The 20,276-nt window shown below is 63.1% G+C and carries 19 protein-coding genes; 10 read left to right on the forward strand and 9 right to left on the reverse strand.

Annotated elements, in window-relative coordinates; genetic code table 11:
- Positions 1–33 precede the first annotated feature (33 nt).
- From RZN05_RS02375 to RZN05_RS02390, 4 genes are all read left to right on the forward strand, one after another.
- Positions 34–489, forward strand: a complete 456-nt coding sequence (locus tag RZN05_RS02375) for a carboxymuconolactone decarboxylase family protein (protein WP_317225020.1) — start codon at positions 34–36, stop codon at positions 487–489.
- Between the two features lie 27 nt (positions 490–516).
- Positions 517–996, forward strand: a complete 480-nt coding sequence (locus tag RZN05_RS02380) for a carboxymuconolactone decarboxylase family protein (protein WP_317225021.1) — start codon at positions 517–519, stop codon at positions 994–996.
- Between the two features lie 136 nt (positions 997–1,132).
- On the forward strand, positions 1,133–1,519 hold the full coding sequence (locus RZN05_RS02385) for a nuclear transport factor 2 family protein (RefSeq protein WP_317225022.1): 387 nt from the start codon (positions 1,133–1,135) through the stop codon (positions 1,517–1,519).
- Between the two features lie 164 nt (positions 1,520–1,683).
- Positions 1,684–3,918 (forward strand): hypothetical protein, encoded by a 2,235-nt coding sequence (locus RZN05_RS02390; RefSeq protein ID WP_317225023.1) that lies wholly within the window; start codon positions 1,684–1,686, stop codon positions 3,916–3,918.
- Between the two features lie 341 nt (positions 3,919–4,259).
- Here RZN05_RS02390 and RZN05_RS02395 read toward each other — a convergent pair whose 3' ends face one another.
- Positions 4,260–6,110 carry a M3 family metallopeptidase gene (locus tag RZN05_RS02395; protein WP_317225024.1) on the reverse strand — a complete coding sequence of 617 codons (1,851 nt, stop codon included), beginning with the start codon at positions 6,108–6,110 and terminating at the stop codon, positions 4,260–4,262.
- 342 nt (positions 6,111–6,452) lie between these two features.
- A complete protein-coding gene (locus RZN05_RS02400) occupies positions 6,453–6,839 on the reverse strand; it encodes a winged helix-turn-helix transcriptional regulator (RefSeq protein ID WP_317225025.1) in 387 nt (128 codons plus the stop codon).
- Positions 6,840–6,930: 91 nt separating this feature from the next.
- Between RZN05_RS02400 and RZN05_RS02405 the strand changes: the two genes are divergently transcribed.
- The gene (locus tag RZN05_RS02405) at positions 6,931–7,653 is read left to right on the forward strand and encodes an SDR family NAD(P)-dependent oxidoreductase (protein WP_317225026.1); all 723 of its coding nucleotides are present in this window, start codon (positions 6,931–6,933) and stop codon (positions 7,651–7,653) included.
- 153 nt (positions 7,654–7,806) lie between these two features.
- On the opposite strand, the gene RZN05_RS02410 is transcribed toward RZN05_RS02405, so the two are convergent.
- Positions 7,807–7,989, reverse strand: a complete 183-nt coding sequence (locus RZN05_RS02410) for a hypothetical protein (RefSeq protein WP_317225027.1) — start codon at positions 7,987–7,989, stop codon at positions 7,807–7,809.
- 407 nt (positions 7,990–8,396) lie between these two features.
- Positions 8,397–9,758 carry an alginate export family protein gene (locus RZN05_RS02415; protein ID WP_317225028.1) on the reverse strand — a complete coding sequence of 454 codons (1,362 nt, stop codon included), beginning with the start codon at positions 9,756–9,758 and terminating at the stop codon, positions 8,397–8,399.
- Positions 9,759–9,804: 46 nt separating this feature from the next.
- On the opposite strand from RZN05_RS02415, the gene RZN05_RS02420 reads away from it, so the two are divergent.
- Together RZN05_RS02420 and chrA are read left to right on the forward strand one after the other, a co-directional pair.
- Entirely contained in the window at positions 9,805–10,764 is a 960-nt protein-coding gene (locus RZN05_RS02420) for a chromate resistance protein ChrB domain-containing protein (protein WP_317225029.1), read from the forward strand.
- A complete protein-coding gene (chrA, locus tag RZN05_RS02425; protein WP_317225030.1) occupies positions 10,761–12,158 on the forward strand; it encodes a chromate efflux transporter in 1,398 nt (465 codons plus the stop codon). The genes RZN05_RS02420 and chrA overlap by 4 nt, the downstream gene beginning before the upstream one ends.
- 348 nt (positions 12,159–12,506) lie before the next feature.
- On the opposite strand, the gene RZN05_RS02430 is transcribed toward chrA, so the two are convergent.
- The 3 genes from RZN05_RS02430 to RZN05_RS02440 all read right to left on the reverse strand — a co-directional run bounded on the left by RZN05_RS02430 (position 12,507) and on the right by RZN05_RS02440 (position 14,658).
- Positions 12,507–13,004: a GNAT family N-acetyltransferase gene (locus tag RZN05_RS02430; RefSeq protein WP_317225031.1), complete on the reverse strand. Its 498-nt coding sequence runs from the start codon at positions 13,002–13,004 to the stop codon at positions 12,507–12,509.
- A 3-nt stretch (positions 13,005–13,007) separates the two neighbouring features.
- The gene (locus RZN05_RS02435; protein WP_317225032.1) at positions 13,008–13,787 is read right to left on the reverse strand and encodes a hypothetical protein; all 780 of its coding nucleotides are present in this window, start codon (positions 13,785–13,787) and stop codon (positions 13,008–13,010) included.
- A gap of 580 nt (positions 13,788–14,367) precedes the next feature.
- Positions 14,368–14,658 (reverse strand): response regulator transcription factor, encoded by a 291-nt coding sequence (locus RZN05_RS02440; RefSeq protein ID WP_317225033.1) that lies wholly within the window; start codon positions 14,656–14,658, stop codon positions 14,368–14,370.
- Positions 14,659–14,874: 216 nt separating this feature from the next.
- On the opposite strand from RZN05_RS02440, the gene RZN05_RS02445 reads away from it, so the two are divergent.
- Positions 14,875–17,472, forward strand: a complete 2,598-nt coding sequence (locus RZN05_RS02445; RefSeq protein ID WP_317225034.1) for a PAS domain-containing protein — start codon at positions 14,875–14,877, stop codon at positions 17,470–17,472.
- A 272-nt stretch (positions 17,473–17,744) separates the two neighbouring features.
- Positions 17,745–18,194, forward strand: a complete 450-nt coding sequence (locus RZN05_RS02450) for a nuclear transport factor 2 family protein (protein ID WP_317225035.1) — start codon at positions 17,745–17,747, stop codon at positions 18,192–18,194.
- A gap of 153 nt (positions 18,195–18,347) precedes the next feature.
- Here RZN05_RS02450 and RZN05_RS20635 read toward each other — a convergent pair whose 3' ends face one another.
- A complete protein-coding gene (locus RZN05_RS20635; RefSeq protein WP_394804772.1) occupies positions 18,348–18,662 on the reverse strand; it encodes an ArsR/SmtB family transcription factor in 315 nt (104 codons plus the stop codon).
- Positions 18,659–19,138 carry an SRPBCC family protein gene (locus RZN05_RS02455; RefSeq protein ID WP_317225036.1) on the reverse strand — a complete coding sequence of 160 codons (480 nt, stop codon included), beginning with the start codon at positions 19,136–19,138 and terminating at the stop codon, positions 18,659–18,661. The genes RZN05_RS20635 and RZN05_RS02455 overlap by 4 nt, the downstream gene beginning before the upstream one ends.
- A 289-nt stretch (positions 19,139–19,427) precedes the next feature.
- Between RZN05_RS02455 and RZN05_RS02460 the strand changes: the two genes are divergently transcribed.
- Entirely contained in the window at positions 19,428–20,030 is a 603-nt protein-coding gene (locus RZN05_RS02460; protein WP_317225037.1) for a DUF1772 domain-containing protein, read from the forward strand.
- Positions 20,031–20,276: the final 246 nt, after the last annotated feature.

Consider the following 20,276-nt stretch of genomic DNA (forward strand, 5'->3'; position numbering starts at 1 on the left):
CCGATTGGACGCTGCTGCGAAGGGAACGATGGCATGAACGAAATCAAGCGCCTGGCTTGGCATGAAGTGGCGCCGAAAGGTGCGCAGGCACTGTTCGGCGTGCACCACTACATCACGACCGGCACCAATCTGCCCGAAGAGATGATCCACCTCGTGTTCCTGCGCGTGTCGCAGATTAACGGCTGCGCCCATTGCATCGACTTGCATACGCGCGACCTGCTCAAGACGATGCCCCTCGACAAAGTGGTGCTGCTGCCGGTCTGGGCTGAGCTGCCGCACCTGTTCGATCCGCAACATCGCGCAGCGCTCGCCTGGGCCGAGGAGGTCACGCGGGTCAGCGAAACCCATGCTTCGGACGAGGCTTATGCCGCCGCAGCGGCAGCGTTCGAGCCGCGCGACCTGGTCGACCTGACGATCGCGATCGCGGCAATGAACGCCTTCAATCGCCTGGGCGCGCCATTCCGCTTGCCGGTGAAAGCCAAGCCCTGACCCTCTCCGACAGATTGGACTGAGACCATGACCGAACGACTGAACCATATGCAGCAAGTACCGGCGCTGACGCAGAAGCTGACCGAGCTTACCTTCGCGCTCAAAAAGGGCACCGTCGAGCAGACAATCCTGAGCTTCGTCGAAATTCGCGCGTCGCAGCTCAATGGCTGCGCCTTCTGCCTCGATATGCACATCAAGCAGGCAAAGCTCCACGGCGAGCGCGAACTTCGCATCCACCACGTCGCAATCTGGCGTGAGTCGACTTTGTTCAACGATCGCGAGCGTGCCGCGCTGGAATGGACTGAAGCGCTGACCCGACTGTCGCCGCACGGAGTCTCGGATGAAATCTACGCCGCCGTGCGTGTACAGTTTTCGGAAGATGAGCTGGTCTACCTCACCTACATGGTGATGGTGATCAACGCCTGGAACCGCGCGTCAATCGCGTTCCAGTCGGTGCCCGGCTCACAGGACAGCGCCTTTGGCCTGGATAAGGCGGGCTTATCCTAACGGGAAGTGCTCGGTCCTGCGCAAGCAAACGATTGTCCGCGCATGGCGGCGGGCACACCCGCCGTCTGCTGGATCGCTGACGCATGGGGTCTGCACGAAGCCTTGCGGTCTGGCTGCTGTGTAGTAGCTAGCTGCGATGCATATTGGGGCCGAGCTCGAGATCCGTTTGCAGCGCGCCGCCTTCAACCGCGCGCTGGCAGCGGGCAACCTTGCTGCGGTCGGACCGATTCTCTCGCCTACCGCCATCCTGGTCGCCGGCACCGACAGCGCGCTGTTGTCAGGACGCAGCGCCCAACTCTCGGCTTGGAAGCGCGAGTTCGCGGCACCGGACCGCTCGATCTATGTCCGGACGCCGCAAACGATCACGGTTTCCCCGGTAGAACCGATCGCCTTCGAGCATGGAGACTGGACGGGAACATCGCTCAGCGGTGTTCGTCAGGCCAGCGGCATCTATACCGCCAAATGGCGACGTATCGCCAGCAGCTGGTGCATTGAGGCCGAGCTCTATCTTACGCTTTCCTAAGACCGCGTTTCCAACTCCCGGCGCAATCTAAGTCGCGTCGGCATTGCTCCTCAATAGCAGTCGTAACCCTCGTCCTGGGTGTCCTCCAAAAGCTGCCGACGGCGGTACGGCGCCTACATGAATGATTCATCCCACGAAGATAATTACGTATTGCGGAGGGGTTGATGTTTGAGACGGAGATCATCGGCGGCCACATTGTCGTCACGGGCTACCGGGATGGCAGCGAGTGGATCTTCGAGGCTTGGGGTCGCGCGGGCACGGCGGGCCCTGACGGCGCCCTGCTCTGGCAGATATCCTCCGAAGGGAAACTTGCCACCTATGATATCCCAACGCGCGCACAGCTCGGCGAAGCCCAGCTGGGCGCCGTTGAAAGCGGCGCGGTGATCCTGCCCGTCGCAAGCCGCAACGCGCTGCATATCGTCCGCAAGGTCGAAACCGACAAATTAGCTCGCGACGGCAGGAAAATAGTTTATGCCGAGGTCTCAACGATAGACCTAGACGCCTTGGAAATCCTCAACCGGGGCAGTTACCCGATCGGTGGTTTCGACCGGGACGTCATGGTCATGCCGGATGACGCTATCCTGATCACGGGCGAAGAGGTGCGCTACGATGCGCAGGGCGGAAGTGAGCATGGCGCCTTTTTCGGGCGGATAGATCCGGCAACCCGGGACTTCGCGGACTCGTTTCTGCCGCTCGCGAAAATTCCCGCCACCTATGCCAGAGCCCGCTGGGCCGGCCACAGCCCCGACGGGCGCTGGTGGCTGCGTTTCGATCATACGCATTTCCCCATGGTCGAACGAAGCCGAGGCCCGGGCCAGCCGGTTCGCACTTATTATGGGCTTACGTTTCAGCTATGGTCCGCCTTTCCGCTACATTTCGAGAGGCGAATAATTCTCGCTTGGCTGAAGGCCGAGGATCTGCCCGACGCGACCGGCATTTACCGGCCATGGGAGCTTCCCCAGCCAGCTCCTGCTCTTTCACCGCCACCGGCTCCGCGTCTCGCCAATACGCTGGTTCGTGCCTTCGGTCGCAAGGGGCTCGAAACGTCCCCGCCCGCCACCGGAGCCGATGCAGCGATGCTTGCGTCGGTGCCGGCAAGGGATCGGCTCTGGCGATCCATTAGCCAGGGGCTGCATCGCCCGGAGCGCGATCCCGCTTCGCAATTCCCGGATCGCGAGGATTTCGGGGCGGAGGTCGTCACCGACGATATCTTGTGGAGCGCGATCACGAAGAACCTTGAAGATCTGGTGCGCCGTCCCTTCGCGTCGGTCGGCTGGCAGCCGGATGGCGAGGCCATGTGGGTCGATATGAAAGGCTTTCTGGTCTGCGCCGGAATGGACGGCCATGTTTCTCCACGGCTTTGGTCCGAGCGGTTCGGGATGCGGACCGGCATGATGGCGCCGTTCGCTAACGCACCGCAGATTTTCGGCATCTGCCCCAGCAGGCGGCTGGACGCGGGCGAGCTTCCGCGCCCTGAACGGCTGGGATCGCTTGAGCCGAGGGAGGGTGGCGCGTTTGTCATCGACGGGAGCGCTGTTCCGGAGGCCTATGAGCCCGTGCGGATTCCGGCTTACACGGATGGCTGGCGTCCCGGGACCGCGGGTTTGCCCGAGAGTGTCGTTGCGAAGCAACATGTCGAGGCCGTGGTCATGCAGCTGCGTGAGGATCGCAGCATTGTCAGGATTCGATTGGACTCGCTCGACGAGACGGCACGCGCGGCGGCGATCTTGCGGCTCGCGGGCACGCTCGACGCCCGATTTGCGAGCAGGGCGGTGGACTCGACGATCGACATCGGCTTCACGTTTGCCGCGGAGGTCATCCCGGAGAAGGCGTTCTTCGAAGCCATTGGACCCGCGGATCGCCTTTGGGCCGTGCCAGCGCTCCGTTCGCTCATCGACCGCTTCGTGACCGTCGCACCACGGCACCAAACGCTATACCAGCCCAATGACGACGGCCTGCTGGGCCAGGCGGTGCTGAAGCTCGTTCAGCTCGACGCCGGGGCATTGCCGCTGGTGCGGCGCTACGGCGAGTTGATGGACGGCGGGCACGAGCATTACTTTCCCAACGAAATTGTGCCGGGCGTCCTCGAGGCCCGTGGCTGGAACGAAGCCACTATGGACTTCATGCTATGGGTGCTGATCTTCAACTTCTACAACAGCTTCGAAGTGCCGACCATTGTCTGGCGCGACCTCGGGCTTGCCGAGGCGCTACGGCCGATGGCGCCTGAGGCCGCCGCCGGGCGGCTGGTTCAGTTGCTGGGACCGGAGGTCGAAGCCGGCGAGCTGAGTTGGGCGGTTCTCCCTTATCTGATCCGGTGCCTGGGCGACGACGCTAATGCATGGGAGATCCGGTTCTTCGCTGAGATGGAGCGGCTAAGGGAAGGGTCCACTACCAAATGATGGGATGAGCGGAGTCGACTTTCGCAGCAGGGAGCTGATTGCGGATCTTTGGCAAACGGCCCGCAAATGGACGGGAAGGGTGGTCTTGAAGGGATGAATAAAGGTGCGAACCTGACTTCAAATAGACGGCAACTTTCCGCGTGGCCCCGCCTGAAAGCTGCCGGACCGCTTTCGGCCGATGAGCAGCCGGACCGCTTTGAGAGCAATTTTGCCTGTCGGGTCGGGGCCCCAGATCGGTCAACGGCGGGAGTAACGCGGGTGCCCGCAGGCGGACTTTGCTGACCCTCGGAAGTGCCGGTGAATGGCATGCATCTCATCCCCAGCTCCAGCGAGCCAAGCTTTTAGCGGGTCGGTTGCGTCCGTTTCACTTCCCGCTCCAAAGCCGCGGTGAGGCGCTCTATCCGTCTGGTCATCGCAGCATACCCCGACGGGTCCGCTACATCGAAGTCCGCCTGTTTGAGAAGGGCCGGGCCGTCTTTGGAACCACCCGCACGCATCAGGTCTTTCAGACGATCCGCGGCTTGATGGTCGCCAGCGGCGATCCGCTCGGCAAACCAGGCGGCGGCGCTGGTCGCCAGGAGGTAGCGGTAGAAATACATGTCGTAATAGACGTAAGGCTCCGTCACCCAGCCCAGGCAGTCATGCTCGCCGCGCTGGATCGTCGATGGCGAGAAGCGGTCGCGAGCGTCGCAGTAGAGTTTGCTGATGGCTTCGGGCGTCAAAGCGCGCCCCTTGTCGGCCGCATCGCGCACCGCCAGGTCGAACGCGGCTTGGGCCACCACGCCGATATAGGGACTGCGCAGCGCATCTATCGCGGTGGTCAGCGCAGCTATACGCTCGGCCGAAGTCTTTGCCCGCGCGATCTCGGCGTCCGTGACCAGCATCTCGTGAACGAAGGTGATCAGGTCGTTGGTCGTGGTTTCGGGCGCCAGCGTCTCATATGGCCGGTTCGCCTCGCGGGCATAGTCCCAGTGCAGCCAATGCCCCCATTCGTGGGCGAAGATCGCTAAGCCGGGCGCGTCCTCGGAGTAGCTGATCGAGATATAGGCTGGCACGCTCGCCACGCCGTAGAGAGTGAGGCCGCCAGGCGCTTTGGTTGGTCCTGGATGCCAGTCGATCCACTTCCCCGCAAACCCGCGTGCCAGGCGCTGCTGATACTCTTGTCCCATTGGCGCCACCGCCGCGAGCGTCAACGCCTTGGCATCGTCGATCGTGTAGTGGCGCGTGTCGGGAGCGATCGGCGCCCCCAAGTCGTAGGTCGCGAGCGCGGGGAGGTGAAGCGCACGGGCCTTGAGCGCGACATAACGTGTCAGCGGCCCGCGCACCGCGCGCTCCGCTTCCGCGCTCAAGGCGGAGAAGGCCGCCGCCGGCACCGGGTCGGATGCCGTCACCATCTCGGTCTGGCTGGCCCAGCCGCGCTTCTTCGCCTCCCAGGCCAGTCCGGACAGGTAGCTCGACAATAGGGCCGCTTGCGTGAGCTTGAAGCTGTCCTGCGTGGTCGTGAATGCGTGCCATGCGGCCTTGCGCGTTGCCCGGTCCGGATCGGTCAGCGACCGCCTCAGCGCGCCCGGTACGAGCCGGCGAGGTTCGCCCTCGGCGGTAATGGTGGGATAGGGCAGCTCGACGTTGAACAGCGTATCGCGCACGCTCGCCGGCTGGCGCAGCAGCGGCTGTACACTGGTAACCAGCTCTTCCTGGGCGGTCGGCAGCACGTGACTCGCCCGGATCCGTAGAAGCGTCAGCGTTTTGGCGTAGGCAGCGAGCTGTTCGTTTCGCGCGAGTTCCGCCAGCCGCGCGTTGCCGAGCGCAACCAATTCGGGCTCGATAAATGCGGCCGTTGTCTCGATATTGGAGGACAGGTCGGTCGCTGCCGCCAGGTCCGCACCGGCCGCCTCATCGCTTCCGTCGCGGCTTACGCGCAACATCGCCCACGCATAGTAGCGCGCAAGCCGCATGCGGAGCGCGGATCTCGCCGCCAGCGCGTCTCGGATCGACTGGGCGTCGACGAGCGTGCCCTTCCACCGGGCAAGACCGGGCATTTCAGCCTCGATCTCCGCTCGGTCCTTGGCTGCGGCATCCGCGCTTGGGTAAAGTGCGCTCAGGTCCCAGTCAGGCGGTGCTGCCTTGGGCGTCGGACTCTGGGTTTGACTGACCGAGGCAGCCGCCGCGAGCGCCAGGACCAACAGCCGCATACCACCCCCTTTGTATCGGTGCCGATCCCCCCCGGCGCCACGCTTAATATTCTTTATCCGACCTTTCTCGACAAGGCGAAACGAGCGTCTGGGCTACTGTCCTTAGCGTAGTTTCGTCGGGGCGATTCTGAGCCATTTCGCTGTCGCTCGCGCAGCGCGACTGAGATCGCTCTCACCGCAATCTGCCGCTCGCCGCTCGCATCCGCTTCCGCCATGTGCGGCGCCCTGAGCCGGACAGTCTGGTTCCGGCCCCGCTTTTTGCCGCCGGTCACGAGCGCAGCCGGTGAGTGGGGAAGGAACGTGAGCCGGCAGGACGATCGAGCCGTTCGACGCAGATAGCGTTCAGGGACACGCTTCATCATAGGCTTTGGCGGCCGCGGCGAATGCCTGCTCGTTCTCCAGCGCCCATGAACAGAGCGCTTCGAATGGACCGCGAAGCGAATGGCCCAGCGGCGTTATCGCATATTCGACGGCAATCGGGCTGGTCGGAAAAACGGTCCTGGTGATCAGTCCGTTGCGCTCGAGCCGCTTCAGCGCGTCGGCCAGCGACTTGTGGGTGATGCCGTCGAGCCGCCGCTTGATCGCGTTGAAGCGCGCGGGCTCGGGGCACAGGACGGTGAGGATCATGATCGTCCATTTGTCCGCGATCTTGTCCAGCACCGGGCGGATGCGGGGGACGTCCATCATGGCCCTGCAGGACAGTGCCTCTAGGTCGGTATCGTCGGCCATATCTACGCTACTCCAGGTGCGTTCTTGTTATCAGATATGCGTTGTATATCTGGTCCTCCGTCTTGAAATGGAAGGACGGACGATGGGAAGAATGACGGGCAAGGTCGCGGTGGTCATAGGCGGAGCCAAGGGGATCGGCCTCGCGACCGCCCGCGCGCTCGCAGAGGAAGGCGCTACCGTGCTGCTGACGGGGCGCAGGCAGCAGGAGGTCGCTGCCGCCGCTGGAAGCATTGGTTCCTTGGCACTGGGAATTGAGGCTGATGCCGCGTCTCAAGTCGACCTGCAACGGGTCATGCGGGAGGCGCAGCGGGCGCACGGTCGTATCGACGCCCTGGTGCTGAACGCCGGCTTGTCGGAGCCTGCGACGATTCCCGAGGAGACGGCAGAGCATTTCGATCTGCATTTCGCCGTCAACGTCCGCAGCGCGCTTTTCGGCATCCAGGCAGCCTTGCCGGTGCTCAGCGACGGGGCCTCGGTGGTATTGGTCGGGTCGATCGCGGACGTGATGGGGGTGTCGCCGTTCAGCACCTATGCGGCGACCAAGGCGTCCCTGCGGTCCTATGCGCGCAGCTGGGCGGCCGAACTCGCGCCGCGCCGGATCCGCGTCAATGTCGTGGCGCCGGGACCGACCGACACGGACATGATGGCGGCCGTCTCCGAAGAGATGCGACAGATGCTGATCGCACCGATCCCGCTCGGCCGCATGGCTCGGGCCGAGGAGGTCGCCGCCGCGGCGGTGTTTCTGCTGAGCGATGCCGCAAGCTTCGTCACCGGGGCGGAACTATGCGTCGATGGGGGCATGCGGCAGGTCTGACGGCGGGAACGCCAGGCCTGGGGACGGTTCGGAACAGGTGCCGGTCGACGCGACTGGGGCAGGGATCGCTTGGGCCGGCCGCAAGAATGCGCGTATCGGGGCGACGATGAGAGGTTGTCCCGCCATGAATAGGCGTGGCGGGACAGAAGCTTCTTACTGGTAGCCGCCTTCCTTGCGCTCCTCGGCGGTTTCTTCCTGGACATCCTCCATATCGGCGGCGTCCTCTTCCTCGGGGCCATCCTCGAGGGTCGTCTCGGACGTGCTGCCGTGATCCTCGGGAAGCTCGTTCTGGTCGTGCTCGAAGCCGGGTTCTTCGTTCTGCGGGGTGGTCGCCATGATCATGCTCTCCTTGGACGACCTCAACGAATCGCTCCGGGCTACGATGCGGGAGTTCAAGAATAAAGTCCTGCCTGGCGAATCCGTCGAAGGCGGCTGGCGTCCCTTGGCTGAGGTCATGATGGCAGGGTCTGGGATGGGGGGCGTTGGCAGATCGGACAGGGGGTGGGTGCAGCGGGAGAGGCGTGCGTCGGCTGCCCGCTGCGCGGGCATCGTGGCTCTGTCGGCGCTGTTCGCCGACCGAGCTCCAGCTACGCTGGATCTCGGCCCTGGCGGGTGACGATCCGCTGCCGGGGAGGGCGCGGGGGCGCGGGGATGGCAGCTTTGCGCCCCAAAATCAGCCGTTCAGTGCGTGCGTGAAAACTCGCGAAAGCCGACGGTGACTGCTGGTCGCGGATTGAAGTCGATCAGAAGCTCGCCGTAAGGTTGAACGACCCGTAGCGCGTCCAGCGGCCCGCGGGCGCGTTGGGCGCCTCGCGCAGAAAACGCCCCTTGGCGAGCAGCGCGCCATCGAACTCGAAGCGCAGGCGTGCCGGCATCAGCCAGTAGCGCAGCCGCGCCTCGAGTTGGTTTCCTGCGAAATCGCCCGAGCGGCCCGACATGTCGCGCACGCCTGTGGTAGAGAAGCCATCCCGGTCGGCGGCAAGCCACATCGGCCGATAGGCTGCAAACCAGTCGAGCCGCCTGCTCGGGGTCGCTTCGACACGCAGGCCAATCGTCATCAGGTTGGCGCGCCCAACGGCATTATAGAGCCCGGCGGGCGCGAGGTCGGCCCGGCGCATGCCGAACAGCGTGTCGAATCGGCCGTAGCGGCCGCCTAGCCGGTCGCCACTCGCCCGGTCGAATTCGACCGACAGCCGCGGCTTCCACGGGCCCCGGAAGCTGTAGCCGGCGTCGGCATGGACGAAGCTCGCGCTCACCGCTTGGCGCGGCGCGGTCGGTGCCAGGGACGTGCTGGCATGGCCGGTCTGGTAGAATGCCTCGACCTCGTAGTCGAACCCGTCGGCCCGGGGTTCAGCCATGATCCGGCCACCGAAAGTATCGAGCGAGCGGTCGCGCGTGGCATTCCCGGGCCCGTCGCGCTCGCCGAGATGGAACCAGGTCAGTTCCGCGGTCCCTGACCCGAACGCCCTGGCCTTCGAGACCTGACCACCCCAGAGGACCAGATCGAAGCTTTGGCGGTCGAGACGGACCTGGGCGTCGCGGATCCCGGCATCGTCGTCGGGCAGGCGGACCTGCGGCAGCGTATAGATAAGCGTTGCCTTCCAACCGTGCTGCGCGGCGATCTCGGCGCGGATGCCGGTATAGCCGTTGGTGGTGTTACGATAATCGTCCGCCGCCACTAGCCGCCGCGCCCCGAGGTTGAGCGTCATTCGCCCTGCGGTCAGCGTCAGCTTCGTGCCCTTGCCGAAGGCGCCATCGATATCGCCAGCGACATAGGCCTGTATCGGCTCGAGCGCATTCACTTCGTTGGTCGTGACGGGGGTTTCGGCGCGATCGCCCCAGACGCGGCTGTCGTATAGCTCGACGCCGAGCCGGACGGTCCGCGTGCGATACTCGGCCAGGATCGCGGTGCGCAGGTTCACCAGTTCATCGCTTTCGTTGAAGCCGGCGCGCGCCTGCCCATCGATCGCCTCGTAGCGCAGGCGCATCGATCCCGTGACGCTCAGGCCCTCGGCGACGTCCTGGGCCGACGCTGGTATCGACGACAGCATCGGCGTCCCGGCGAGCGTCAGCGACGCGAACATGTAAAAGCAAGTGCGCACCATCGATATAGGTGTTCCTTCGATTCGATGTACATGATACATATGCATCATGATAACGCCAAACGATTCGGCAACGTGGCTCGCGCTCCTTCATCAGCTCCCCGCAAAGCCGCCCTATCTGCGGGTTAAGATCTGGCGGCGGCTGCAGGGGATCGGTGCCGTTCCGCTCAAGAACGCCGTCCACGTCCTGCCCAAGAGCGACACTGCGGAAGCGGCGTTTCGCGAACTGCTCGCCGAGATCGTCGCGAGTGGCGGCGACGCCACCCTGCTCGAGGCTCGGCTCGTGCTGGGGCAGAACGACGGCGCGGTGCGGGCGCTGTTCGATACCGCCCGCGATGCCGACTATGCCGAGATCGCCGATGCGGCGCGCCGCCTGCTCGAGACTGGTCCCGCGAGTGGCCAGGACATCGCCAAGCTGCAGCGGCGGCTGGCGGACGTCGGGGCGCTGGACTTTTTCGGGGCGCATGGCCGCCAGGACGCAGATGCGGCACTCGCAGAGCTCGACCTCCAGCGCTACCAGCACCCCGATATTGGTCGCCACGAGCCCGCTGATGCGATTGACCCGGCCGACCTTACCGGCAAGACTTGGGTCACGCGGCGCGGGGTGCATGTCGACCGCATCGCCTGTGCCTGGCTGATCCAGCGCTTCGTCGATCCGCAAGCGGTCTTCCGCTTCGTCGATGCCAAGACGCACGCACCCCAGCCCGGCGAACTGCGCTTCGACATGGCGGATGCCGAGTTCACCCATGAAGGGGATCGCTGCAGCTTCGAAACCATCGTGCTGCGCGGCAACCTCACTGGCGATTCCGGCCTCGCGGCGCTTGGCGAGATCATCCACGAGCTCGATATCGGCGACGGCAAGTTTGCGCGCCCCGAGACGGCAGGTGTCGGGGCGATGCTTTCCGGCGTCTGCGCCTCCAGCGACGACGATCTCGAGCGCATCGCCCGGGCGAGCGATGCGCTCGACCAGTTCTACGCTTTCTTCTCCAGCCGAAAGGCCGATCGATGAAGGCCACCATAATCGCTTCCGAAGCGCCGACCGCACCGCGTGACCACGGCGTCTCCTTCGCGGAGGCCGTGACGGTCTGGGCGCGGATCGCGGCGCTCAGCTTTGGCGGACCCGCCGGCCAGATCGCGGTGATGCACCGCATCCTCGTCGAGGAGAAAAGGTGGATCGGCGAGGAGCGATTCCTCCATGCGCTCAACTATTGCATGCTGCTGCCGGGTCCCGAGGCGCAGCAGCTCGCCGCCTATATCGGCTGGCTGCTCCACAAGACCAAAGGCGGGCTGGTCGCCGGCGCTCTGTTCGTGCTGCCCGGCTTCCTCGCGATCCTCGCGCTGAGCTACATCTATGTGCTGTTCGGCCATGCGCCGGTGATCGAAGGGCTGTTCTTCGGGCTCAAGGCAGCCGTGCTGGCGGTTGTCGTCCAGGCAGTGGTGCGGGTCGGCTCGCGCACACTCAGGAACAACGTCATGCGCGGCATTGCCGCCGCCGCATTCGTCGCGATCTTTTTCCTAGGCGCGCCGTTCCCGATGATCGTGCTGCTGGCGGCGCTTGCCGGCTATCTCGGCGGTCGCGCGGGCATCTCGGCGTTCAAGGCCGGCGGCGGACACGGCCCGTCCAAGGGCGAGATCGTCCAGGACCGTGACACCGCGCTCGGCGAGGGGCTGCCCGAGCATGCGCGGCCCAATCTCGGCTGGTCGCTCAAGATCTCGGCTCTTTTGCTGTTCCTGTGGCTGGCACCGGTTGCGCTGCTGTTCGCGCTCGCCGGGCCGGGCAACGTCTTCTCGCACATCGCCGGCTTTTTCAGCCAGATGGCGGTGGTGACCTTCGGCGGCGCCTATGCGGTACTCGCCTATGTCGGCCAACAAGCGGTGGGCACCTACCACTGGGTCACCCCGGGGGAGATGCTCGACGGACTCGGGCTTGCCGAGACCACGCCGGGGCCGCTGATCATGGTGACCCAGTTTGTCGGCTTCCTCGCCGCCTTCCGCGATGCGAGCGGGCTGCCGCCGCTGGTCGCCGCGACCCTCGGCGCGACGCTGACTACATGGGTGACGTTCCTGCCCTGCTATCTGTGGATCTTCGCCGGCGCGCCGTTCGTCGAACGGCTGCGCGGCAACCGGGCGCTGTCGGCGGCGCTCGGCGCGATTACCGCGGCGGTGGTCGGTGTGATCCTCAATCTCGCGGTCTGGTTCGCGATCCACACGCTGTTCGGCCGGGTCCAGCCGGTTCGCCTCGGTTTCGCGGCGTTCGAGCTCCCGGTGCTCGCCTCGCTCAACCTGCCGGCGCTGATTCTCGCCGGCGGCGCTGCGGTTGCGGTGTTCGGCTACAAGGCCGGGATGTTCCCGATCCTTTTCGCCAGCGCCGCGCTCGGTGCGGCGTATGTCCTCTTCGTCTGACGGAAGAACTCGCCATGCTGCAGCCCCGTCTCTTGTCCGTTCGCGCGCGCTGCGCCGCGAGAGCTGCCAGTCCGCTAGCGGCCCAATCTCAGTCGGCCAATGAAATCAGAGGTGCGATCGCTGAACGTCGGCATTTGATAAGACTCGCCGTTCGTCGCGTCGCCGGTGAACGGCAGCAATGTGCCAATCTCGGCCGTCAGCCATCGCTGGACGGGCCGAATGTACGGCAGTTTTCAGGATTGCGCCAAACCCAGTCGAACGGCTGAGATTGGGCACAAAGCAGTCCCACACGTATCACCGCCTTGGATGGTGGCGGTCAATCAGTGGTCGGCCGATGACAAGCGTCCCTCAGGCTTGTGTCGGACTCAGTCGTTTCGCGAAAGTCTTCGACATAGGATGGAAGCCGTAACGCTCGAAGAAGCGGTGGGCCCCCTCATTCTCCAGACCGCTCTCAAGGAAGGCCCATTTCATGCCTCGTGCGATGCCTTCCTGTTCGGCGAACGCGACAAGTGCCGCCCCCACGCCGTGTGATCGCATCCCGGGGTCCACAGCTAGGTCTTCGATCACCATGAAGGAGACCCGGGGCGTGGTTTCCCAAAGCAGGATCGCAGCTCCGGCGACCCCGTCCGGGCCTACCGCGACCGCCACCGAGCGTTCGACGCCGAGCGCCGCGAAGTCCTCCGCCATACGGGCCTCAAGGTCGGGCGCCCAATCGACCCCATCCAAGCTTAGACCGGTCTGGATCTCGCCATGACTTACATAGGAGGAGTCGAGCGCGATGATGCGCGCAAAGAAGGTGGCGAGCGACGGAAATTCGTCAGCGGTGGCCCAGCGGCAGTCAATCATCGCTCAGCTATAGGCGAGGGGATGCTCCGCAGGTAGTCCGGTCGCGGCGACCTTGGCCATCCACCCGCCGATGGTTGGGCAGTCAAACAGATTCGCGATCTCCACATAGAATTCGGAGCGCCGCGCCTCCAGCTCCGCGGGCGGCACGTCCGGTAGACCGTACGTCGTGAAAGGATCATTTGCATCCGGCGACGCATGGGGGATGTCCCATGCTAGCAGAAGGCGGCCGCACAACGGATCGAAGATGGCGCGCAGATCGGCGGTGTAATTGTCACGAAGGTCGTTCCATAAAGCCCGGAACCCCCATTCGGTACAGGTGTCGAAATACCAGGCCACCCAGCTCCCGAACACATCATCGTCGATCAAGCGGTATTTGCGCAAGCGCGCCGCGATCTCAAACAAGTTACAATTCATCTCGTAATATTTGCGGGCAATCATCGCGATCTGCCGCGCGTTCATCTCTTCGCTATATTCGTCCCTGACGACGAGATCGCCTAGCTTCGCGACTGGGGCGAGGCGGCGTTTCATCATGGGAACGAGCTCGGGATGACGGGCCTCGAACTCGAACACACGGTTCGATTCGATCTCAAGCCGCTGGTAGATCTCGATCTTGCGGGCCTCGAGTCCCTGGGCGGCGTCCTCGCGCCGCTGGGCCGCGGCTTCGACCTGGCCCCTCCGGTAGCGGTTGCTTTCAATGATCACCGTTACGAGCGCGGCGAGGAAGGCCGCCGTCTGGATAATATCGCCGACCCCGATCTCGTGCTTGAGCACAAAGTCCCACATAGCGCCCCCCGGTTCACTATTCCGCCCCATCGCAATAGATCGCCCATCGGCGGCGTGTGCAACGCCTTTCGCTTCTCGCCAGTTTCCGGGGCAAGCCAAGCCCGGCGCGCCGTGTATACCTCAATCGTCATCCAAGGGGCACGCTGCGCACAATCAGGGTCCGCTGTTGGGGTGTAGCTGCAGGGATCCGGAGGACTGACAGAACAGCAACTCACGGGCACCTGGGCGAGTGGACCGAAGTGCCATATTGAGGACGCCGGCCGACGCCCTAGCGTCCAAGCCCACGCCCCCCTCCGAGAGCGATCCCGTGATTGAACGCCAACTCGGCTCCGAGCCGACGGCCGGTATCGATCGTGATCCCGAGTTGCTTCTTACGTGCCGCGAGTATCGACTCCATCTGCGGATCACGTTCGAGGCTCCCGTCCCGGTTCTTCTTGCCGAAATCCGAACTTCTCATCGGCGGTTGCGTCGAACGCGCTCGCGCGGTTCGCACCCCGCTTCAGATCGTCGCTAGGTGAGACTCAAGCGCTAGTTGGGGCTGGAGCTACCCTACGAAGCACGGAGACGATGTGATCCGCAGTTATATGCTTATCGAGGATCGTAGCGGCATAGTCGCACGGGTCACACTGTTCGGGACTTGCAGTGATGAAATGACGGGAATCGAACCGAGTTCAGCCCGTATCGCGGCACAGGCAGCCGGGCCGCTGCCCTCGGATTTCAGATCGACGTCCGACAAGATCACAGCTGGTAAGGTCGCTCGGGCCGCCTCCATCGCTTCGGTTTCGGATATCGCCACAGCAACAGAGGTTGCGCCACCCATGCTGGCGAGATCGGCCACATAGTCGGCGATCAGTGGTTCGTCTTCGATCACCAGGACAAGACACATGCGCGATCCTCCGGCACAGGCAACCGTCGGCGCACGGTTAAGGTGCAACTTTTGTTTTCGTTCAAAACGATAGCTAGGTCGCAACTAATTGATGTTCATGGTTTGATCCGAAAAAACGGATGCGCAAATCCTTCGCAGACCCTATGAGAGTTCGCAGGTGTCGGTGCGGCACGGACTTATGAAAGGTCGTCCTTGTCAGATTTGAAGAGCGAAAGCGGTCGGTCGGGGCAGAGCGTCGCCGATGACGAACGCATCGCGAGCGAACTCGTTGGCCTGCGCCACACCGATCCGTTCGTTGCGGCGGTTCATGCGACGCGGATGCCGATGATCATCACCAACCCGCGCCTGCCGGACAACCCGGTCGTATTTGCGAACGACTCCTTTTGCCGGCTGACGGGCTACGATCGAGAAGAGATCGTCGGCCGCAACTGCCGATTTTTACAGGGGCCGGACACCGATCCGGCGACACGGCAAGCGCTCCACGATGCGGTCAGGAACGTCCAGCCGATCGAAACGGACATCCGCAATTATCGGAAGGACGGCGAGGCGTTCTGGAATCGTTTGCTGATGGCGCCGGTGTTCGATGTGGACGGGACGCTTGTCTACTTCTTCGCCAGTCAGGTCGATGTCACATTGGAACGCGACCGCCTGAGCGGCCTCGAGCGCGACAATACCGCCTTGATGGCGGAGGTGACGAGCCGGCTACGCTCGCAGCAGGAGCGTGAGCGCGAACTGGCGTTGGCGTTGAAGGCGGGCGGCTTCGGGACCTGGAGCTTCGAGCTTGCCACCAAGACGCTCACCGCGTCTGATGAGTGCAAGGCGTTGTTCGGCCGCGATCCCGAACTGCCGTTTACCTACGAGGACCGGGTCGCGGCGGTCCACCCCGATGACCGCCAGCGAGCGATCTCCAGCATGGAGAACGCCGGCGACCTTCGCCGCGAGCATAATGAAGAGTATCGGATTTATTGGCCGGACGGGTCGATGCATTGGCTGTCATCGCGCGGCCAACCATTCTTTGATGCCGATGATCAACCTGTCCGGGTTGCCGGCGTATCCATGGACATCACCACCACCAAACGCGCCGATCTGAAGCGAAGTGCACTGGCGCAGCTCAATGACCTGTTTCGCGATCTCGATCAAAGCGCGGACATTTCGTTCGTGGCCGCCGAGATTTTGGGCCAGACGCTAGGGGTCAGCCGCGCGGGTTACGGCCTCGTCGATCCGGCCAACGAAACGATCACGATCGAACGCGACTGGAACGCGCCGGGTGTGTCGTCGATTGCGGGCACGCTCGCCTTCCGCGACTATGGTTCGTACATCGATGACCTGAAGCGCGGCGACACCGTGACAGTCGCTGACTCTCGCCTCGATCCACGCACCGCCGAAACCTCGGCAGTGCTGGAAGCGATCAACGCGCGATCGTTCATCAACATGCCACTCACCGAACAGGGCGGCTTCGTCGCCCTGATCTTCGTCAACGACTCTTCGCCGCGGCAATGGTCGGAGGATGATATCGCCTTCGTGCGTGAGGTCGCCGAACGGACACGCGATGCCTCGGAGCGGCGGCGGGCTGAGCGCGAGCTGGCTGACCTCGCAGCCTCGCTCGAGAGGCAGGTCGCCGAGCGCACGGCCGAACTCATCGCAACAGAGGACGCGCTGCGTCAAAGCCAGAAGATGGAGGCGGTTGGGCAGCTCACCGGCGGCCTAGCGCACGACTTCAATAACCTGCTGACCGGCATCAGCGGCAGCCTGGAAATGATCCAGCTCCGCCTGAAGCAAGGTCGTAGCGCTGACGTTGATCGATACGTCGATGCGGCGCTGGGCGCGTCACGACGTGCCGCGGCGCTGACCCACCGGCTTTTAGCCTTCAGCCGGCGCCAGACACTTGACCCGCGTCCGACCGACGCCAATGTGCTCATCACGGGCATGGAGGAACTCATCCGCCGCACGGTGGGGCCGTCCGTTATCGTCGAAACCTCGCTGGCTCTCGAGCTCGGTTCGACATTGGTCGATCCCAGCCAGCTTGAGAACGCACTGCTGAACCTGTGCATCAACGCACGCGATGCGATGCCCGATGGCGGCAGGATCATGATCGAGACGACGGATCGGAGGATCGACGAGCGGGCTGGTCGCGAGCGTGATATCGAACCGGGCGATTATGTGTGCCTATCGGTCAGCGATACCGGCACGGGCATGTCGCCGGCTGTAATCGCTAAAGCGTTCGAGCCGTTCTTCACCACCAAGCCGATTGGTAGTGGTACCGGCCTTGGCCTTTCGATGATCTACGGCTTTGCGCGGCAATCCGGTGGGCAGGTTCGTATCCATTCAGCGCCTGACGCGGGTACGACGGTCACGATCTATCTGCCGCGCAACGCGCGTGCCGCGGAACCCGAAGAAGCACCGGCGACGCTTTCCCAAGCTCCGCGGGCCGAGGGCGGGGAAACGGTGCTGGTCGTGGACGACGAGGAGTCGATCCGGATGCTGGTCACCGAGACGCTGGCCGATCTCGGGTATCATGCCCTGGAGGCGGCGGACGGCCCATCGGCGTTGAAGCTGCTCACCACCGAAAGCCATATCGATTTGCTCGTGACGGACGTCGGTCTGCCAGGCATGAACGGACGCCAACTCGCCGACGCCATCCGATCGAGCCGCCCCGACCTAAAGATTCTGTTCATCACCGGATATGCGGAGAATGCCGTGCTTAACCACGGCCATCTGGAAGCGGGAATGCACGTCATCACCAAGCCATTTGCGATGGAAGCGCTAGCGTCCCGAATTCGCGAACTTATCGCCGAATAGCTGATCAGCGCGTCTTTTATGTCCAAGATGCTGCGTTGCTTCGTCATCGGGGAACGAGCGATGCGACTATCAATCTGATGTGCCGATTTCGGGATAGCTAACGTCCGGATAGCGCCCAACTGCCGCCATTGATGCGATTGGACGTCGATCCCGAAAGCGGCCCTCTGTTCAGACTCTCCGTGGATGGCAGCAACTGCCACGGAAGCCGCCGTTGCACCTAATAATAATCCGGCGCATCATGCTGCCAGTTTTGGGATCGAAGAGGGTGGAGCATGTTCAAGAAGTTTGTACTGCTTGGGGCAATCGCCTTCGCCAACCCCGCGCTTGCTCAGCTTGCGCCCGGTGTTCGGATGCCTCCGGAGATCGGCGCAGCATATGGTAAACTTGGAAAAGCGATGATGGCTCACGACGCATCAGCTGTCAGAGACATCTGGGCCGAAGATTTTGTGGTCAACTCGCCGAACAACACCGTTATGCGGCGAGAGGATGTTATCGGCGTCATGGAAAGAGACTTCCTCGAATATCGCGACTTCCACAAACATATTACCTTTATCGGCGAAAAGCCCGAGGTCACGGTTGTCATGGGATATGACACGATGATTCCACTGAAGGGCCCCGGTGCCGGCAAGCAGGTCATGCGACCATTTACAGATATCTGGGCAAAGCGGAGCGCAGGCTGGCAACTGATCGCCCGCCAAGCGACGATCGCCACCGTGAAGTAGAGCAGACGACCGTTTCCCACCCGATTTCGTGCGTTCAGCGACGGGAGCAAGCCGATCCGACACCGATGTCGAGTCTTGGGTGGTTAGCGGATCGTCGGCTTTCTGGAGCCTGAGGCGGGATAGCTGCCTGGCTCCAGATGACGACAACGGTCGTTAGTGCTCCTCGAGCAGTTTGCTTAAACGATCAAGCTGCCGCTCTAGCGTCGAACGCCGCTGTCGCGCCCACGCTTCCAGCGGGACAAGCCCGTCCGGCACGAGCCTTGCCACACGCACGCGACCGAGCTTTTCGGTCGCGACCACTCCGCACTGTTCCAACACCCGCAGATGTTGCGAAACGGCGGTGAGGGTTATCCCGAGCGGTTCCGACAAGCTCGACACGGACAGCGGGCCCGTAGTCAGGTGATCGACTATTGCGCGCCGTGTTGGATCGCCGAGTGCGTGGAATAGCCCATCAACTCCTGCGCTCATGCCTGGCTTTCGATCGCCTTGCGAAGATTGTCGAACTGAATGCGCCAACCCTCCTCGCGCATCACGGGACCGTCGGATCCCGCGAAAAATGCTACCTGATTCGTACAGATAAGGTCGGTCCCCAATTCTGTCGGTACAAGTTCGAACGTCGTCAACGAGACCGAGATCGCTCGACCGCCGAGTGTCATCGTACTGGTCGAAACAATACGTTCGTCTGGCACAACATCTTGATACGCGCCATCATTAGCGAGGATCACGCCGGGGAAGGGCGTACCCTCGCCAAAACGGTAGTGCAAATTGTCGGCGCCACCAGGGCGACAGTCGCTGTCGAACCGGATCACCTCATGCGTTTCGCTCTCGGCGTACCAGCCCCGCTTGATGGCGGGATCAGACAGTGCGGCGAACACCGTTGATGGTTTGGCCTTGAAGCTACGCTCAAGGACAAACGTGGCGTGCGTTACAGCAGGATCGTTCAAAATCTCTCTCCCAAAACACTGAAGTAGCGACTTCTGTATGTAACGAGAAATCGCGTTAGTCAAGTGTATGCTTCAGTATCGTCGGCGGAAACGAGTTCGCTAGCTGCCGGCCCAAAAAAGACGGCTTTCAGGATGATCAGCGGATGGGCAGAATAACCGGGTTTGGGGCGTTAGCTGCCAGCCCGCTTTCAGGCCAACCTTCGGTAATAGGGACGTCCGACAATGGGTGGATTGCCGTCAGGCCGCTTATAGGTGCAAATACGGCAATGTTGCCGACGACCTCGGGGGGATGATGAAGAGAGAACTTCTAACGCGCACGTTCCTGTGGCTCGCGGTGTTGGTAGGCGGACCACTACTGGGCGCTAAGCTGTTCGATCTCGTGGTTCTGGCCGGAGCGTGGAGCACAAACCCGCCAGCTTCCCTTGCCATGATGCCGTATGGGAAGGCCTGGCCCATCGACACGGGCGTCTTCTTCATCCCCTTTTCGGCCGCAATGCTCATTGCCGGCTTCGGTGCGCTGACGACAGGTTGGCGGACGCCATGGCGCTACCGATGGCTGTTGTGCCTGCCATCGCTCGGCATTCTTTCGTTGCTCATCCTCACGGTCGTGGCCTTCTGGCCGATGAACGCGGCTCTCTACTATCACGGCGCGCATTCGCCGAAGGACACGATCACCGACGCGCAATCGATCGCAATGGCTAGGCAGTGGGTGATGCTCGACTGGCTTCGTGTCGCAGGTGCAACCGCCGCCTTCGTCGCTCCCCTGAAGGCGCTTACCATGCCTTGGCCCGGTGAGCTGACGTCAAAGGACCCACCGGTTGTGCGAGCAATCCTTTTTCTAGCGCTGATGTCAGTGGCCGCTTTTGTCGTTTGGTTTGTTGCGAACATCTGACCGTTTTGGGGCGAAAGCAGTCATAGCGGCGGTGTATTGCTAACGCGCAAAGGGCCGAGACCGATGTGCGAGGGCTCTCCGCCCCACTCAGTCCATCAGGGTATCCGGGTCGGCGGATTGTGGGAAGCAGTCATTGCGCGAAGTCTCATGCTCATGGCCGCTAAGCGCCCGAAGCCGGTCATTCAGCGTCTCAGCTGCTGATCTCGGAAGCTGCCGCTCGTTCAGATTGAGTCGATTGATTCTATG

Source organism: Sphingomonas sp. HF-S4, assembly GCF_032911445.1.
GTDB lineage: Bacteria > Pseudomonadota > Alphaproteobacteria > Sphingomonadales > Sphingomonadaceae > Sphingomonas > Sphingomonas agrestis.

Bases quoted from the DNA above. Each gene is read 5' to 3' on its own strand.
- RZN05_RS02450 (WP_317225035.1), top strand. From the start codon at position 17,745: ATGTTCAAGAAGTTTGTACTGCTTGGGGCAATCGCCTTCGCCAACCCC.
- RZN05_RS02380 (WP_317225021.1), top strand. From the start codon at position 517: ATGACCGAACGACTGAACCATATGCAGCAAGTACCGGCGCTGACGCAG.
- RZN05_RS20635 (WP_394804772.1), bottom strand. From the start codon at position 18,662: ATGAGCGCAGGAGTTGATGGGCTATTCCACGCACTCGGCGATCCAACA.
- RZN05_RS02390 (WP_317225023.1), top strand. From the start codon at position 1,684: ATGTTTGAGACGGAGATCATCGGCGGCCACATTGTCGTCACGGGCTAC.
- RZN05_RS02410 (WP_317225027.1), bottom strand. From the start codon at position 7,989: ATGGCGACCACCCCGCAGAACGAAGAACCCGGCTTCGAGCACGACCAG.
- RZN05_RS02400 (WP_317225025.1), bottom strand. From the start codon at position 6,839: ATGGCCGACGATACCGACCTAGAGGCACTGTCCTGCAGGGCCATGATG.
- RZN05_RS02420 (WP_317225029.1), top strand. From the start codon at position 9,805: ATGATAACGCCAAACGATTCGGCAACGTGGCTCGCGCTCCTTCATCAG.
- RZN05_RS02460 (WP_317225037.1), top strand. From the start codon at position 19,428: ATGATGAAGAGAGAACTTCTAACGCGCACGTTCCTGTGGCTCGCGGTG.
- RZN05_RS02435 (WP_317225032.1), bottom strand. From the start codon at position 13,787: ATGTGGGACTTTGTGCTCAAGCACGAGATCGGGGTCGGCGATATTATC.
- RZN05_RS02415 (WP_317225028.1), bottom strand. From the start codon at position 9,758: ATGGTGCGCACTTGCTTTTACATGTTCGCGTCGCTGACGCTCGCCGGG.
- chrA (WP_317225030.1), top strand. From the start codon at position 10,761: ATGAAGGCCACCATAATCGCTTCCGAAGCGCCGACCGCACCGCGTGAC.
- RZN05_RS02430 (WP_317225031.1), bottom strand. From the start codon at position 13,004: ATGATTGACTGCCGCTGGGCCACCGCTGACGAATTTCCGTCGCTCGCC.
- RZN05_RS02375 (WP_317225020.1), top strand. From the start codon at position 34: ATGAACGAAATCAAGCGCCTGGCTTGGCATGAAGTGGCGCCGAAAGGT.
- RZN05_RS02395 (WP_317225024.1), bottom strand. From the start codon at position 6,110: ATGCGGCTGTTGGTCCTGGCGCTCGCGGCGGCTGCCTCGGTCAGTCAA.
- RZN05_RS02405 (WP_317225026.1), top strand. From the start codon at position 6,931: ATGACGGGCAAGGTCGCGGTGGTCATAGGCGGAGCCAAGGGGATCGGC.
- RZN05_RS02385 (WP_317225022.1), top strand. From the start codon at position 1,133: ATGCATATTGGGGCCGAGCTCGAGATCCGTTTGCAGCGCGCCGCCTTC.